Source organism: Desulfonema magnum (genome assembly GCF_017377395.1).
In the GTDB taxonomy this organism is placed as follows: Bacteria; Desulfobacterota; Desulfobacteria; order Desulfobacterales; family 4be13; genus Desulfonema_C; species Desulfonema_C magnum.
On record NZ_CP061800.1, the window covers coordinates 7,457,140 to 7,473,446 of the forward strand.

At 44.2% G+C, this 16,307-nt stretch carries 9 protein-coding genes; 5 read left to right on the forward strand and 4 right to left on the reverse strand.

Annotated features, from left to right (window positions below; all coding sequences use genetic code 11):
- The first annotated feature begins 173 nt into the window (after positions 1 to 173).
- The 5 genes from gspD (at position 174) to dnm_RS28615 (ending at position 6,766) form a co-directional block, all read left to right on the forward strand.
- A complete protein-coding gene (gene gspD / locus dnm_RS28595; RefSeq protein WP_207680268.1) occupies positions 174 to 2,186 on the forward strand; it encodes a type II secretion system secretin GspD in 2,013 nt (670 codons plus the stop codon).
- A 943-nt stretch (positions 2,187 to 3,129) separates the two neighbouring features.
- Positions 3,130 to 4,884, forward strand: coding sequence for a type II secretion system ATPase GspE (gspE, locus tag dnm_RS28600; protein WP_207680269.1), 1,755 nt, complete (start codon positions 3,130 to 3,132; stop codon positions 4,882 to 4,884).
- An 80-nt stretch (positions 4,885 to 4,964) separates the two neighbouring features.
- Positions 4,965 to 5,948, forward strand: coding sequence for a tetratricopeptide repeat protein (locus dnm_RS28605; protein WP_207680270.1), 984 nt, complete (start codon positions 4,965 to 4,967; stop codon positions 5,946 to 5,948).
- Positions 5,949 to 6,128: 180 nt separating this feature from the next.
- Positions 6,129 to 6,488, forward strand: a complete 360-nt coding sequence (locus tag dnm_RS28610) for a type II toxin-antitoxin system RelE/ParE family toxin (RefSeq protein WP_207680271.1) — start codon at positions 6,129 to 6,131, stop codon at positions 6,486 to 6,488.
- On the forward strand, positions 6,488 to 6,766 hold the full coding sequence (locus tag dnm_RS28615) for a helix-turn-helix domain-containing protein (protein ID WP_207680272.1): 279 nt from the start codon (positions 6,488 to 6,490) through the stop codon (positions 6,764 to 6,766). The genes dnm_RS28610 and dnm_RS28615 overlap by 1 nt, the downstream gene beginning before the upstream one ends.
- A gap of 204 nt (positions 6,767 to 6,970) precedes the next feature.
- Here the strand turns inward: dnm_RS28615 and dnm_RS28620 are convergent, their stop codons facing one another.
- From dnm_RS28620 to dnm_RS28635, 4 genes are all read right to left on the reverse strand, one after another.
- Positions 6,971 to 12,457 (reverse strand): InlB B-repeat-containing protein, encoded by a 5,487-nt coding sequence (locus dnm_RS28620; protein WP_207680273.1) that lies wholly within the window; start codon positions 12,455 to 12,457, stop codon positions 6,971 to 6,973.
- 254 nt (positions 12,458 to 12,711) lie between these two features.
- On the reverse strand, positions 12,712 to 13,047 hold the full coding sequence (locus tag dnm_RS28625) for a hypothetical protein (RefSeq protein WP_207680274.1): 336 nt from the start codon (positions 13,045 to 13,047) through the stop codon (positions 12,712 to 12,714).
- A 135-nt stretch (positions 13,048 to 13,182) separates the two neighbouring features.
- Complete coding sequence (locus dnm_RS28630) at positions 13,183 to 15,285, reverse strand: InlB B-repeat-containing protein (RefSeq protein WP_207680275.1); 2,103 nt, start codon at positions 15,283 to 15,285, stop codon at positions 13,183 to 13,185.
- A gap of 195 nt (positions 15,286 to 15,480) precedes the next feature.
- Positions 15,481 to 16,281 (reverse strand): dockerin type I domain-containing protein, encoded by an 801-nt coding sequence (locus dnm_RS28635; protein ID WP_207680276.1) that lies wholly within the window; start codon positions 16,279 to 16,281, stop codon positions 15,481 to 15,483.
- Positions 16,282 to 16,307: the final 26 nt, after the last annotated feature.

Below are 16,307 nucleotides of genomic sequence, written 5' to 3' on the forward strand. Positions count from 1 at the left end.
TTTTCCTAACGCTCGATAATCAAATTTTGTTCTGTCATTCCTGCGAAAGCAGGAATGACAGGTCGGTTCGGATCAAAAAACCTGATTATCGAGTAACACATAAGACTTAACACACTTAACACCTGACACCTAACACCTAAACACTTTCACAGAATTACAGGAACAGCTTATTTATGAACTTTTCAATAAAATTTTTTGGTATTTTTTCTTTATCTGTAAGGGGATTGAAAACCATAGCACTTTTTGTTCTGATCTTTCTGATGCTGACATCTCAATTATCCTTGGCACAAAAATCCGGAAAATCTTCGGGGAAGTCAGAAGAAATGTATATTTCCTTAAATTTGACTGATGTTGATATTGGTGAATTCATCAGGCTTGTCAGTAAGGTGACGAAAAAGAACTTTATTATTGATGACCGGGTAAAGGGAAAAGTGACCATCATCTCTCCTGAAAAGAAAATTTCTGCAAAAGAACTTTACAAGGTTTTTGAATCTGTTTTGGAGGTTCATGGCTATGCCACGGTGGAAGCGGGTGAGGTGACAAAAATTGTTTCTTCGGGTGATGCACGCTCAAAGAATATTGAAACCATGGTGGAAGAGACATGGCGATCCTCGGAAGATAAGCTCGTCACCCAGCTCATGCCGTTAAAATATGCGGAGACTCGTGAAATCAGCCGGCTTTTTAAGCCGCTGGTTTCAAAGAACAGTAATATTCTGGCGTATGCCCCGACCAATACGCTGATCATAACGGATATTTACTCAAATATAAAGCGTCTGCTTAAAATCCTGAAAAAAATAGATGTTCCGGGTGTGGGGCAGGAAATTTCCGTCATTCCCCTTGAACATTCTGACGCTACAAAGCTGGTCAGACTTCTGACCACTGTTTTTCAGCAAAAAAGAACTAAGAAAAAAAGAACAACAGACACAATCAAATTTGTGGCTGATGAACGGACAAACACGATTGTATCGCTTGCCAGCGAGGATGACACGCTGAGAATCAAGGATCTGATTGCCCGGCTGGATAAGGAGCTGCCTCGCGGCACAGAAAATATACGGGTATATTATCTTGAATATGCCACTGCAGAAGATCTGGCAAAAGTTCTTCAGTCTCTGTCAACCAAACAGAAACGTACTTCTACGAAAAAAGGGAAAAAACAGGCCCCCATTGTTTCAGAGGCCACCAACATCACTGCTGACAAGGCCACGAACAGCCTTATCATCATGGCGGAAAAGGATGATTACATTGTTCTTGAAGAGGTCATCAAGAAATTAGACATTCCCAGGGCAATGGTTTATATTGAATGCCTGATCATGGAAGTCAATGTGGATAAGGAATTTAATTTAGGGACAGAGTGGATGGCAATGGGTGAGGCCAGTCACGACGGCACAGACGGCGGATTCGGTGGCGGATTCAGTGGCGGAGGCGACAGTCCGTACAGCAACATCAAGGGATTAGCTGTGGGTGCCGGAGGGATTGGCGTTTTGCCTTCGGGTTTTTCGCTGGGAATATTTAGTGAAGCCATTGAAATCGGAGGCGTTAAATTCCCCAACCTTTCAACAATGATACAGGCATATAAAAAGGACAAAAATACCCATATCCTTTCAACACCCCAGCTTCTGACCACAGATAATGAGGAAGCGAGTATCACTGTGGGAAAAAATGTCCCTTATCAGACAAAAACAGGAACCACCAGCACTTCCGAATCATATAACACTTATGAATACAAGGATGTTGCCATAACCTTAAAGGTTACGCCTCAGATCAGCAGGGATCGGATGATTCGTCTCAAAATTGCCCAGGAGGTCAGCAAGCTCGACACCACCGCACAAAGCGGGGATGAACGTCCCACCACGTTAAAGCGTACCATTGATACGACTGTCATTGTCCAGGATAAGAATACCATAGCCCTCGGAGGTCTTATTGACGACAGTTTTTCCTTAACAGAATATAAAGTCCCTTGTCTTGGCGACATACCAGGACTCGGATGGCTTTTCAAATCCATATCAAAAGGGCGTGAGAAGACCAATCTTTTTGTTTTTCTGACACCTCATGTGATTGAAAACCCTGCGGAAGCAGAAGAAATCTTTCTTAAAAAGAAAGAACACATTGACACGGTTGAGGAAGGCGGCATCAAGATGTACAATCAGCAAAATCTTGAGGAAGCTTTGCCAGAGCCTGTTGAATAAAGAAGTTCAGAGTTTCGCCTTCAGGTGGCTTCCTCATATTTCTTAATTTTCAGATAGGCTCCCAGTGTCTTTGCAGCTATTTTTTTTGCCACGAAGACACGAAGGCACGAAGGTTCTCGAACTTTCTTTATGTTCCTCAGTGTCTTCAGGCTGTTTTTTTGCCACGAAGACACGAAGGCACGAAGGTTCTCGAACTTTCTTTATGTTCCTCAGTGTCTTCAGGCTGTTTTTTTGCCACGAAGACACGAAGGCACGAAGGTTCTCGAACTTTCTTTATGTTCCTCAGTGTCTTCAGGCTGTTTTTTTGCCACGAAGACACGAAGGCACGAAGGTTCTCGAAGTTTCTTTATGTTCCTCAGTGTCTTCAGGCTGTTTTTTTGCCACGAAGACACGAAGGCACGAAGGTTCTCGAACTTTCTTTATGTTCCTCAGTGTCTTCAGGCTGTTTTTTTGCCACGAAGACACGAAGGCACGAAGGTTCTCGAACTTTCTTTATGTTCCTCAGTGTCTTCAGGCTGTTTTTTTGCCACGAAGACACGAAGGCACGAAGGTTCTCGAACTTTCTTTATGTTCCTCAGTGTCTTCAGGCTGTTTTTTTGCCACGAAGACACGAAGGCACGAAGGTTCTCGAAGTTTCTTTGTGTTACTTAGTGTCCAGGTGTCTTTGCGGCTATTTTTTTTGCCGTGAAGGACACGAAGACTCAGGGGGTTTCTTTGTGTTCCTTTGTGTCTTCGTGTCTTTGTGGCTAATTTTTTTTGCCGCGAGGACACTGGGAGCGTGTCTGAAAAGTAATTCCGAACACGGCCCGGTAAGTCGGAAAGGGGACAGGCTACGCATGTTCCTTGCTTTTCAAACAGGCTCTTATTAAGTGTCTGAAGACATGCAAACCGCCTAAAGGCGGAACTCCGAACTTTTTTTCAACCCAATGATCAATTATCAATTATGAAAAAGCATCTTTCACAAATATTAAGAGACAACGTCGGGATTTCAGAAGAAGACTATGAAGAAGTCCAAAGAATACGAATGGAAAAAGGGGGAAATACCGGCGAGATTCTCATCAAAAAAAAATTCCTTACAGAAGCGCAATTGCTTGAAGCATTGAGCATCCAATATGATATCCCTTTCTGGCCCAAGCTTCCTCTGAATAATATTGGAACAGATATCACCCATAATGTGCCCATGCAGTTTCTTAAAAAATATTTCATGGTTCCTCTGGAGAGCAACAGTAAAAAAGAAACTGAGGAAACAGATGAAACTTACCAGGAGTCTGAGGTGTCAGATGTCTCCGGGGAACCGGGATATATCATTGCCATAAATGATCCGACCAACCTCCAGCCCCTTGATGATTTGGTAAGGATTATCGAAGCGAATAATTTTCAAGTTGTTCTTTCAACCAAAGACACGATCCTTTCCGCCATAAACATATCTTATGACCTTAACAGAGGCTCTGCCGAACAACTGGTTCAGGATATGGAAATGGAGGAAAACGGCACCATGATCATCAGTGAAATCGAAGACACTGCGGATCTCATGGATGATACCAGTGATGCTCCCATTATCAAACTCGTGAATCACATTATTTCACAGTCTGCAAAAGCCCGCGCCAGCGATATTCATATTGAGCCGTATCAGGACAGTTTCAATGTCCGATACCGTGTTGACGGTATTTTGTATGATCTCCTCACGCCGCCGAAATGGATTCAGCCTGCCCTGACATCGCGAATAAAGGTCATGGCAAAAATGAACATTGCGGAAAAACGTCTTCCTCAGGATGGGCGTATCGAGGTCAAAATCGGGGATCAGGAAATTGATATTCGTGTTTCCACCATCCCTATTTCATTTGGCGAACGTGTGGTGATGAGACTTCTGAATAAGTCAACGTCACTTCTGACACTTTCGGATATTGGTCTGTCTTCCGAAACGCTTGACTTGCTTAAAGAACTTGTCACGTCCCCGAATGGAATTATCCTGGTGACCGGTCCTACCGGAAGCGGCAAAACAACGACGCTGTATGCGGTTTTGTCCTCCATCAACAAACCGGATATTAACATTATCACCATTGAAGACCCTGTTGAATACCAGCTCAGAGGAATCAGTCAGATACAGGTGAATCCCAAAATAGACCTGACTTTTGCACGGGGGCTGAGATCCATCGTCAGGCAGGACCCGGATGTTGTGCTTGTGGGTGAAATCCGAGACCGTGAAACCGCAGAGATAGCAGTTCAGTCCGCGCTGACAGGGCATCTTGTTTTTTCCACGCTTCATACAAATGATTCTGCAAGCGCAATTACCCGCCTTGTTGATATTGGGGTGGAACCTTTTTTAATTTCATCTTCGGTGATTGCTGTCGCGGCGCAAAGACTGGTCAGAGTACTTTGTCCCCACTGCAAAGAACCTTATACTCCGGATGACATGGCTTTGAAAACCATCGGTATTACACCGGCTCAGATGAGAAACCACACCATCTATCGTACCCGGGGTTGTCAGGAGTGTTTAAACACAGGCTACAAAGGGCGGATTGTCATTGTTGAAATCATGGTGATGGACGCTAATTTAAAAAGCCTCATCCTGAAGACTTATGATTCAAACCGGATAAAAAACGAGGCAAACATGATCACCCTGCGTCAGGACGGGATCCATAAAATTTTAAGCGGGATCACAACCATCGAAGAAGTGCTTAGGGTTACGCAGCTTTAAAGGCGAATTTATGATTGGTATTTACTAAACACAAATCTCAAATCTCAAACCTCAAATCTCAAATCACAAGTAAATAACAAATGATAAATCTCAAATCTCAAATCACCAAGCCCCTCGCCCCTCGCCTCATCCTCTTAATATTCTTTATTCTTTTCCTGCCCATTTCTCAGGCTTTTGCCGAAAATATCCTTGTAATAGATTCTGATAAGCAGTTCAATCTTGCAGAGCATTATTTTTCAACGGGCGAATACTTCAGGGCCATTGGCGAATATGAGCGGTTTGTATATTTTTTCCCGGAGGATGAAAGGGTTGAACTGGCAATGCACAAAATCGGCATGTCATATTTTGAGAGCAAGCAATTCAGAAAGGCTATAAATGCTTTCACAGCAATCATAGACAAACCCAATGAATTTCAAGTTTCAAGTTTCAAGTTTCAAGTTTCAAGTTTCATCACCAAGGCGTATTTTATGATTAGCAAATGCCATGTAAAACTGAATGCCCCGGGGGCCGGGATTACCAATCTTCAAAATCTGATTGCCATAGCAGAGGACAGGGATGTGCGGGATGAAGTCCATTACAGAATCGGATGGATATACCTTGAAACAGCGGCATGGGACAGGGCACGTTCATTTTTTGGAAAGATAAGCCCTGAAAATAAAGATAAATACCGGCTGAAAAAACTGTCTGCCGAGCTTGACAGGGAAAGTTCTATTCCTAAAAAGCTTCCCGGGCTGGCGGGATTTCTTTCAATCCTTCCGGGAGCGGGATATCTTTATTGCGGGAGATACCGGGATGCTGCAACCGCATTTTTGCTCAATGGCGCTCTGATGTATGCGGCGTATGAGTCTTTTGACAACGGCAATGAAGCCCTCGGAGGTCTCATTACCTTTGTCGGACTGGGGTTTTATACGGGCAGCATTTATGGTTCCATAAGCAGTGTTCACAAATATAACCGGACAAAAAACATGGGGTTCATCGAAAATTTGAAAAGAAACACAAAGATCGGGCTTTCAGGCGGATTAAAAAATGATGGTATTGCAGTCTCTTTTCAATATGCTTTTTAGGGTTCAACCAATCAATCGAAAAATTAGTACCTCGAAACGCCTTCCCCATCAACTTTGCCGCTCATGATTCATGGTCTTTGAAAAAGTCGGCAATATCTACCTGGATTGTTGCAGATACTCATTAACCATTAAAATTATTAGGACTTGACCTGAATGTACCCTTTGTGGTACATTTAAAATATGAATACTGACCCAATTTTATCAGTTATATTTTTTAAAAGCTTATCAGGACGTGAGCCTGTAAGAGAATGGTTAAAAGAATTGGATAAGGATGAGAGAAAAATTATCGGTGAAGTGATAAAACTTGTTCAGTTCCGTTGGCCTCTGGGAATGCCTGTGGTCAGAAAAATTGATACTGGTCTATGGGAAGTTCGAATTCATCTGGATAAAAAAAATCATATAGCCAGAGTATTTTTTACTGTTCATGCACATGAAATGATATTACTTCACGGTTTCATTAAAAAATCTCAGAAGACCCCGTTAAAAGAGATAAATCTGGCTCGCAAACGGAAAATTCAATATCTCAGAGAGGTAAAATAATGAACAAACACAAAGGTGGCAGTTTTGACGCTTTTTTAGAAGAGGAAGGTATTCTTGAAGAGGTATCGGCAAAGGCTCATAAACGTTTAATCAGTTTACAATTATCTGATATCATGAAACAATCCGGAATTACAAAAGTTAATTTGGCAAAAAGACTGCAAACCAGCCGATCTCAGTTAGATCGTATTTTAGACCCTGAAAATACAACAATATCCTTAGAGTCTTTAGAACGTGTAGCTCACGCAGTGGGGAAAAAATTACACATAGAAATTGCATAACCGTGATGCTGCCCACAGTAAAAGTACAGGGAAAAAAGATAAGAAAAGGAAAAATGGCCTTCCTTTTCTTATCTTTTTTCCCTGTACTTTTTTTCAGGACAACCTGACACACCTCAATAAAAAAGGGCGCGGAATATAAAATTCCCCGCCCTTTTCTTTTACTTACTCACGGCGTTAAAACCGCTTTGATGCGCTTATCATCGCTTACATATTTCTCCTAAGAAAAACACTTGCGATACCGCCAATTACCGTCATCAGCATAAGCATCAGCACAGAGGAACTTCCTGAGCCATTTGCAGCTGTGGTAATAAAACAGTTGTCATCTCCGTCATCTGATTTCTTCTTAAATTTTACAGAAATGGTTTGGTCCTTCATGACATTTTGCAATGTGTAAGTGCTATGAATGTAGTTACCTTCACTGTCGTTCACAGGCAAAATTTCATCTTCTGCTACTGATTCACCATCTACCAAAACATCTCCGATCTCATAACCATCAGCAGGTGTCAGAGTAAAGACACGGGCAAGCCCTTCATACACAGCAACTTCGCCAGAAGGATCTATGGTTCCGTTGCCTTCGACTGAAGCATTTACAATGTAAGTAACAGCTTCCGGAGAAGGCTTAAAGGTTGCAGCAATTGTATGATTGGCAACCACGTCTGTAAAGGTATAGACGGTTATGGCACCTTTGGATACACCATCAACCTTAACATCTGCCACGGCATAACCATCGGCCGGTTTTATAACAAACTGCTGGCTGTCCCCTTCATTAACTGTCTGAACTTCCGAAGGTTCTATGGTTCCGTTCAGTCCGAAAGAAGGTGTTATCATGTAAGTTTCCGGCGGAATCAGCTTAAAGCTTACACTGATTTCATGCGCTTCAGTAACATCATAGAAGGTATAGTCCGCTACTGCGCCTACAGAAACATTGTCCACCAGAACTTCATCCACCGCGTACCCGTCATCCGCACGCATAAAGAAAGTCTGATCTCCGTTTGCGTCCACAGGAACATAGCCGGAGGGGCTGATATTTCCATTCGCTCCTGAAGTGGCCACGATGTCATAAGTATCGACCAGAATCTTCTCAAAGGCTACAGAAATAGTACTGTCAGCATCCATAGATGAGAAAGTATAGCTCATCACTGCGCCTACAGATACGCCATTTACCAGAACATCAGCAACTCTGTATCCGTTGTCAGGTATCATTTCAAATGTCTGACTTGCATCCGCAACCACCAAAATTTCGCCTGACGGAGATATGCTTCCGTTTTCTCCTGATATCGTAGCTGTTATGATATATTCGGGTCCCGGCTCAATCGGTTCAAAAGTTACAGAGATATTATGATTCTGCATAACACCATAAAAAGTGTAACTGGTGATCTTGCCCTGGGATACTCCGTTAACCTCAACATCATCTACCGCATATCCATAATCAGCCTGCATTGTAAATGTCTGGTTCGTACCACCATACACATAGACATCGTCTGAGGGATAGATCGTTCCGTTCTCAAATGCGGTCGCTGTGATTATGTACTGGTCCTTCTGCTTGAAGGTTACATAGATGGTATGGTCAGCATCAACATCTGAGAAGGTGTAGCTGGAAACGGCTCCCACAGATACGCCATCAACTTTCACATCCTCCACAAGATAGCCGTCAAAAGGAGACATTGTAAAAGTCTTACTATTCCCCTCATCTACAAGCGTCTTACCTGATGGCCAAATGCTACCGTTTGCCCCTGATGTAGCCTGTATTTCATACTGTACAGCTTCTTTAAAAGTGACCTCAATGGTATGACCATCTTCGGTAACATTTTCAAAGGTATAAGTGGTAACTGCTTCTGCCAGAGGTTCTCCGTCAACGGTGACAACATCCACGACATATCCGGCATCAGGTGTTATCGTAAAGACCTGATTCTCACCGGCAACGACATCAACATCACCTTCGGGAGAGATGCTACCGTTTTCTCCTGCTGCGGCCGTTATTGTATAAACAAGCCCAACCGGTCTGAAAGTCACGTTTATTGTCTGGTCTTTAATGATGTTCAGGAAAGTATAGCTTGTACCAGCTTCTGCCTGAACTTCCCCGTTTACTGTGACAACATCCACTTCATACTCATCAGCAGGAATAAATGTAAACGTCTGATTTGCACCCTTATCCACAAGAACAGCACCTGAAGGATCAATTGTTCCGTTTTCCCCTGCTGTAGCTGTTATCGTGTATTTGTCAGGTTCAGCCAACTTAAAGGTGGCATTCAGGGCAATTTCACCTTCAGCAAAGGTGTAGGTATTACCAACCAGTTCTGCAACTTCTCCGTCAACGGTAACAACATCTACCACATATTCGGGATCAGGAATCAGAGTGGCTGTCCGTGTCAGGGTCTCATCTTCATTTACCGCAACAGTTACGGTTACAATTCCATTTTCTTCTTCTGTAACGGTTATCGGAGAGTCCTGAAATTTTACATATATCATACAGCCGATAACACCGCCGCACGCATTGCAGTCCGCACATTCATCAGACAGCTGATCACCATTGGCGCAAAGGGTGACACCGTCACTGCAAACAAGACCGCCCTCTTCCGCACAACAATCACTGCTGCATGAAATGTCTTCACAAGCTCCGGGCCACCAGCACGGGTCCAAAGCAGCGACTGATCTTGCTTCTGTACCTGGGTTAAAACACTCATCCAGCGAGTAAGTGGCAATTGAACCAAATGATTTGCCATTTATCATAACATCGCCGACTTCATATCCGGAGTGAGAATCGATTATGATCAGATCATCCCGAACCAGTATTCTGCCTCCGTCAATGGGTTCCCATGCGCCTACTTTCTCAAAAACTGCCACGATTTCATAGTTTTCAGTGACGTTTTCAAAGGTGTAGGAAGCCTGAGGTCCTTTGGAGTCTCCATTTACGGTCACATCTTTCAGAATATATCCGTTGTCAGCTTTTATGGCAAATGTCAGGGTTCCGCCAATAGCGACGCTGACGGTTCCTGACGGTTCTATGGTTCCGCCTGTTTCCGCTGTAGCGGTTATTGTATGAATATTAGTTAAAGGCTTAAAGGTTACATGAATTTCACCATCAGCGGTGACATTTTCAAACTCATATTTTGTCAGCGCACCTTTGGATTCACCGTTCACCTTTACTTCTGCCACGGTATATTCGCCATCAGGCACCATCTCAAAGAGCTGATTCTGGCCATGATCCACTTTAACATCGCCCACCGGGTTGATCGTGCCGTTCTCTCCGGATGTCGCTTTTATCGTATATTGTTTACCGCTCTTAAAGGTTGCGAGCAGTGTGTGATCTCCGCCCTCAGCAAAAACATATGTTCTTCCTGTGAGTTCCACAGCCTCGCCATCAACCAGAACCTCATCCACGATATAATCAGGATCAGGAATTATAGTGGCTGTCCGGATGTCATTCGCTACTGTGACAGTTACAATTCCGTTAGGTCCGTTTTCCCCTCTTATCGGAGATGTTTCAAAGGTTGCACATATACTGCATCCGTCATCAACGTCGCCAGTGTCATCAGGACAGGAACCAGGCCACCAACACTCGTCTATGGCTGCCGACGCTGACTTTGCACTTCTGCTGCCAGATTCAAAACACTCGGCCGGAAAAGAAGCATATTCGGCAACAGATCCTACTGACACACCGTTTACCTGAACATCCTTTACTTCATACCCCTCAGCGGAATCTATTATCGCTTTTTTATCCTGGATAATAATTGTTCCGTTCTCAAGGGTGTCGCAAACCAATATTCCCATGGACTTGAATACAGCAAGAATTCGATGATCAGCGTTAACATTTGTGAAAGTATAGGTGTTATCAACAACATCTGCCATAACGGAAACACCATCTACCAGCACATCATCCAAGCCATATCCTTCTTCATTAGGCATCATGGTAAATGTCTGACTCATTCCCTGTTCCACATAGATAATGTAGTCCGGGGAAATGGTCCCATTACCTTCTGCCATAGCTTCTATGGTGAAACCGGTGACCGGCGGTTCTTCCACATACTTCTTAATCGTGAGAGGATCAGGAATAAATGGGTCTTTTTCGATTCCGCCTTCAGCGCGTCCGTACACCACTTCTGCCGGAATGGTTATTGTCCCATCTGCGTCTGCGGGAACATTCAACGTATAGGTGAAATCAATGGGGCTGGCAGGTGTGTCAATCCAATACATCTTCAAAGTGTTGCCAACCAGTTCTTCACTCTCCGGCTTATTGTCTCCTCCGATGGAATACCCTTCGGTCCAGCCATTGGGTAATGTCGCCTCAAATCCGAGGGAATTCAGAGTTCCGGTGTATTTGATCTGATTTGTAACTGTCAGGGTTTCCCCTGGTTTATAATCGTCAGCGCTATGGGTTGCGGTCAGTGTTTCACCCGCGGCAGCATTGATTGTAAGCGGAGCCACATCCATGGTCTGAGGTGCGGGATCGCCGACCCGTGCATAGATCAGTTTGGCGTCAACAACTTTTTGGCCCTCTTCGCCTGCGGGAACATTCACCGTATACGCGAAATTGATGGGGCTGGCAGGGATGTCGGCCCAGGCAAAATTCACCTTATTGCCATCCTGCTTTGCAGTAATGGGAGTGCCGTCTTTTCGATCAACTGAAACATATGTCCAGTTTTCAGGAAGGGTAACTTCCAGACCCAGGGTTGTCAACGGGCCGGTATATACAATCTGAGGTTCGATCACCAGCTTGCTGCCTGCGAGATAATCCCCCGAAGTCTGGCTCGCACTCAGCGTTATGGTCCCTTCGTTCACAGTAAGATCGTCTGCCTGTGCAGACTTCATTTCTTCGTCTTTGAACAGATATGACGCCGTGGCAGAAATTGTCTGCACACCCGCCATTGCATTGGGAATCACTCTGTAGGTGAAATCAATGGGAGTGGCGGGAATATCTGCCCAGACCAGTTCCAACTCATTACCGGTCTGTTTTGCGTTGGCAGGCGCATCATCTCCGTTTATTGAATCTTCAGAATAAGTCCAGCCTGCCGGCAGTGCGATCTTAACCCCCAGCGCGTCTAACTGGCCGTCACTATACTCTATCTTACCTGCAAGGGTCAGTTCGCCGCCAGCCACATAACCTGTGTCCGGAGGAAGCTGGCTTATGGACAGCATACCTTCAACCGGAGGTTCACCGGATGCCTGGATTGAAAGAAGTTCCGGGGTTACGGAAATTTTTACCGGATTACTCGTTCCTCCGGTCGCGGGATCAGTATTTCCTGTAGCACGCGCATATGTCACACTGGCTGAAATATTCTGGTCATCCGCTATTCCTTTGGGAGTTACCGTATAGGAAAGTGCAACCGGGCTGGTAGGGATTTCAATCCATCCAAAATCCAAGTCTCCGGTATCACCAGCTTTTGGTTTCACAAAAGGATCATTTCCACTGGCTTCCACAAATGAAACAAATTCCCATCCGTCGGGCAATGTAGCCTTAATTCCCAACATGGAAACTTCGCCGGTGTATTCTACCGTGGTTGTAACTGTCAAATTTTCTCCGATAGTGTATTCAGCACTATCTGTGATGTGCGTCGCGGTCAGCGTATCCTGAGCATTCGCACAGGGCACCTGAAAAATTCCCCCCGCCAACGCCATAACGATTGCAAGCGCAAACGCCATGCTCATCACGCGAATAAAGCTTTTCTTAGAAGAATCCAGAAAAGGCCGCATAATTTTTTCTCCTCTTTTTTTCTTATAAACAATTTGAGACTTTTACAACTCTTCGCCGTCAGGAAATAAACATAAACAAATATTTCTCCCTTGGGCACTCGGAAAAAGACCGCCTGAGAACGGAACTCCGAACAGGGGTAGAATGAAATGTTTGAAGTTCCGCTCATAGGCGGTTCTGAAGGGTTAATACAGATTTGATCATAAGAATGAATCATACAAATTCTGATAATGTTTTTATCAGATTTCTACAGATTTTACTCTTTCACAATGATTTCACTAATCTCTGCTGAACACCCATCGCCAGAAACTGTATATGAAAATGTAAAAGGCGAAGCAGGGATGTTTATCCATGCAAAGTCAAGGGTTCCGGCAGCACCGGCTTTCGGTGTGATCTCAGGTGCATTGTCTCCGTCCACCACGTTCACAAAAGAACAGCCATCCTGCAATGTTATCTTGGCTCCCAGGGCTGTCGCGTTCCCCGCATATTCTATGGTTTGCGTAATCGTATCATCTGCCAGTGCGGATGATGCAAAAGCACAGGTTACGACCATTGCCAATGCAAAAATAAACGCAGTTTTAAAGTTAGTCATCTTGTTCCTCCTTACCATTTATCCTTACAACATTTATTGAATGCTAGATTTTTGTTCCACTTTATGTCTTTCATACAAAACAACCCCACCTGCAAAAAGATGAGGTTGTTTTATGTGAGTTACCGATTTTCAGGATTATTCCATACCCGGGGCAAATCCATCCGGAGTTGTCTCATCCACATGATATCCGTCTTCGGTATTGTAGAACTGAATTGCCCGAAGCAGTTCGTAAAAATCAATGGTCCAATCCTGGGTGTTCCCCATTTCCGGATCATCGTAATCCGAGCCATGAGGTTTGCAATTATAATCTGTCAAAGCATCATAACTCACACCCTGCTCATCCGGAGCAAACCCGTCCACACCAGTCTCATCGCAGTGATACCCATCTGCGTTATAAAGCTGGATGACACGAAGCAGTTCATCAAAAATAATCATGAAGTCATAGTCGTAATCTCCGCCGTTCAATACGATGCGCGCATCTTTATGCTCGAAGGAAGCAACGATTGTATGGGCAGCATCTATGCTTTCAATAGTGTAAGCGCCATCTGTAAGTTCCACTTCTGCACCATCTACCGTCACCATCTTAACTTCGTAATCTTCATCAGGCGTTACAGTAAATGTCAGACTATCTCCGTCAGCGACCATAATTTCTCCTGCGGGGTCTATGGTTCCGTTCTTCCCTGCAGAAGCTGTAATGGTGTACATTTTATCAAATCTTACATCAAAAGTATGGTCAGTGGCAATTTCATCAAAAGTGTAGCTGAAAGAAGTATTATCTTTTATGTCCTGCTTCTTATCGTCCACTTTCACTTTCTTGATGTAGTAGCCTTCTTTAGCCGTCACTTTGAGTTTCTGATCTGCGCCGGCAACCACTGTCACCACGCCATCTACGATCTCGTTATCCACGGCTTCCACACTTCCGCCGGATTCCTTTATTACCGTAATTTCAAATACACCCGGTTTAAAGGTCACATCTATGGTAGCAGGTCCTTCGAGTGGAGCAAAAGTGTAAACAGCAGATTTATCATCATTCAGCACATAGTTTGCACTGCCTGTTACATCAGCACCATCAACCGTGACGGTGTCAATTACATAATTATTGGCTGTGTCAGGTGTGATGGTATATGCCGGTGTTGAAAGAGCGGAATATAATGTTTCTTCTGCCGGAGAAATCTTTCCGTTTTCGCCAGCCGTTGCCGTCACAGCATATTGTTTGATCTTAAAAGTTACAGAGATGGTTGAATCCGCTGCGATAGCTGCATAATCGTATGAATATGTGCCGTTTCCGTTGTCTGTCAATGCGGCAGTATCATCTCCGAGTACTTCAAATGTTTCAACTTCATAATGAGCATCAGGTGTTACTGTATATGTCGGAGTTGCTCCCTCATTATACGTCATTTCACCTGCATCGCTTATTGTTCCGTTTTCACCTGCTGATGCTGTCACTGTGTATGTGGGGATCAGTTTAAAAGCTACATCTATAGCTATATTATCCCCTGCTACCAATCCAGTAGTAAAAGTATATGTGCCGCCAGCGGTTCCGTTGCTAAGTTCTGAAAGCTTATCCTGACCTCCAACCGTAAATATCAGCACTTGGTAGCCAGCAGCCGGAGTTACCGTATATGTCGGGGTTTGATTCTCCTCGTAAGTGGTTGTACCCTCAGGTTCTATGGTTCCTTCTGGTGCTGATACGGTGGCTGTCACCTTAGGTGCTCTTGCAATTTCAATATCTCCGCCCGTAATTGTCAGTTCTAAAGGTGTCATCGTATCATCAAGAATACCTTTGCTTGCGTCAGTTTCATCGTAAGTAATGGCAAATTTATAGGAACCATCGGGAATAGAGGTTGCAGCGTCAAAAGAAAGCTGTACCAGCGTTGTCTCCGCAGCTTCCGGAACCTGTCCGGCACTTCCTGCCAAAAGGACATGGACTGAACCTGTGCCAGGGGTGATGTTGCCGATCATCCAGGTACTGCCATCCATTGTCTGTCCGCCATTGCACTTAGCAAAAACTTCGGTGGGATATGTAATGTTAAAATCCGCCCCTCTGAAATTCGGGTGATTCTTTACCACAATATCCACCGTAATCCCCGTTTGTTCCTCTGCAATCGCCGAATCCCCCGTCAGATTCTCAATCTCGACATCGGCAGTCGCAGCCAACGCAGAAGATGCTGTTCCGCCGAAGAGAAGCAGCAGTGCCAGCAGAAAACTCACCCAATAATTTCCTCTTCTTTTCTCCATAATTACACCTCAACAAATTAAAAAGTTAAAAGTCAAAAAATTATAACACCTAAACCTTTTATATATGAATTAAGGGCTGAACTGAGATAAAACGAATGAGTCACACCGAACGACTGTTGAAACGTTTCCGTTCCACATCATCTTTTATAACTCATTGTTTTCATTATCTGCAAAATTCAACCCTCAATTTATACATTACATTTTATCAATTATTGCCAACAGGTCAAGAAGGTTAGCGTTTCCATCACCATTCACATCAGCAGCACCCGGACTCGGACTACCCATAAGATCAATAACAGCAAGGAGATCAAGAAGGTTAATATTTCCGTCTCCGGTCACATCTTCTGCTGGACCGGTTGAACCAACCGTCACATCTCCACCCGTAAGAGTAGTCCCTAATGCAGGAAAGACATTCGTAAAATTACCATCAGCATCGGGCATAGCTCCCAGTACGTCAACGGTTGTTCCATTTGTCGTATTATAGCCAGCACTCTCATTATCCAGTTCCGTAGCAGCTACATCTACAGAAAGCACATCTCCCTCAGCAGCATCCGCTTTTACAACTTTAAACTGTACATTAAAGATTATGCCCTCACTAAGTGCGGTAGCAGAAGCGGCAGCGATCAGCACTTCACCATTTGCATTTGCATCCGCAGCGTCAGTATGCTGATAAAATAAATCGCTCGCAGTTGCCTCACCTGCGGTGTACGGATCATCACTAAACCCCGTAGGATCTTTAACTGAAACGTCACCATCTGTAAGCCCGACAAATTCCAGTTCATCTTTATTAAAAGTCAAAGTAAAAGCCACTCCGCCAACATCAGCAGTTGCGGTAAAAGCTACAGGATAATCAAAAACAGTTCCATCTGCTGGGCCAGTTGCAGGACCCGTAGTCAGAGTTCCGGTTTGTTCAGCCGCAAACGCTGAACCGGCAAAGACAAAAAGCCCGATTAGCAGTACCATCCAACATGGTGTTGTTCTTTTAAAATGTTTCATTTTCTTTCTACCTCCATACCTAAAAT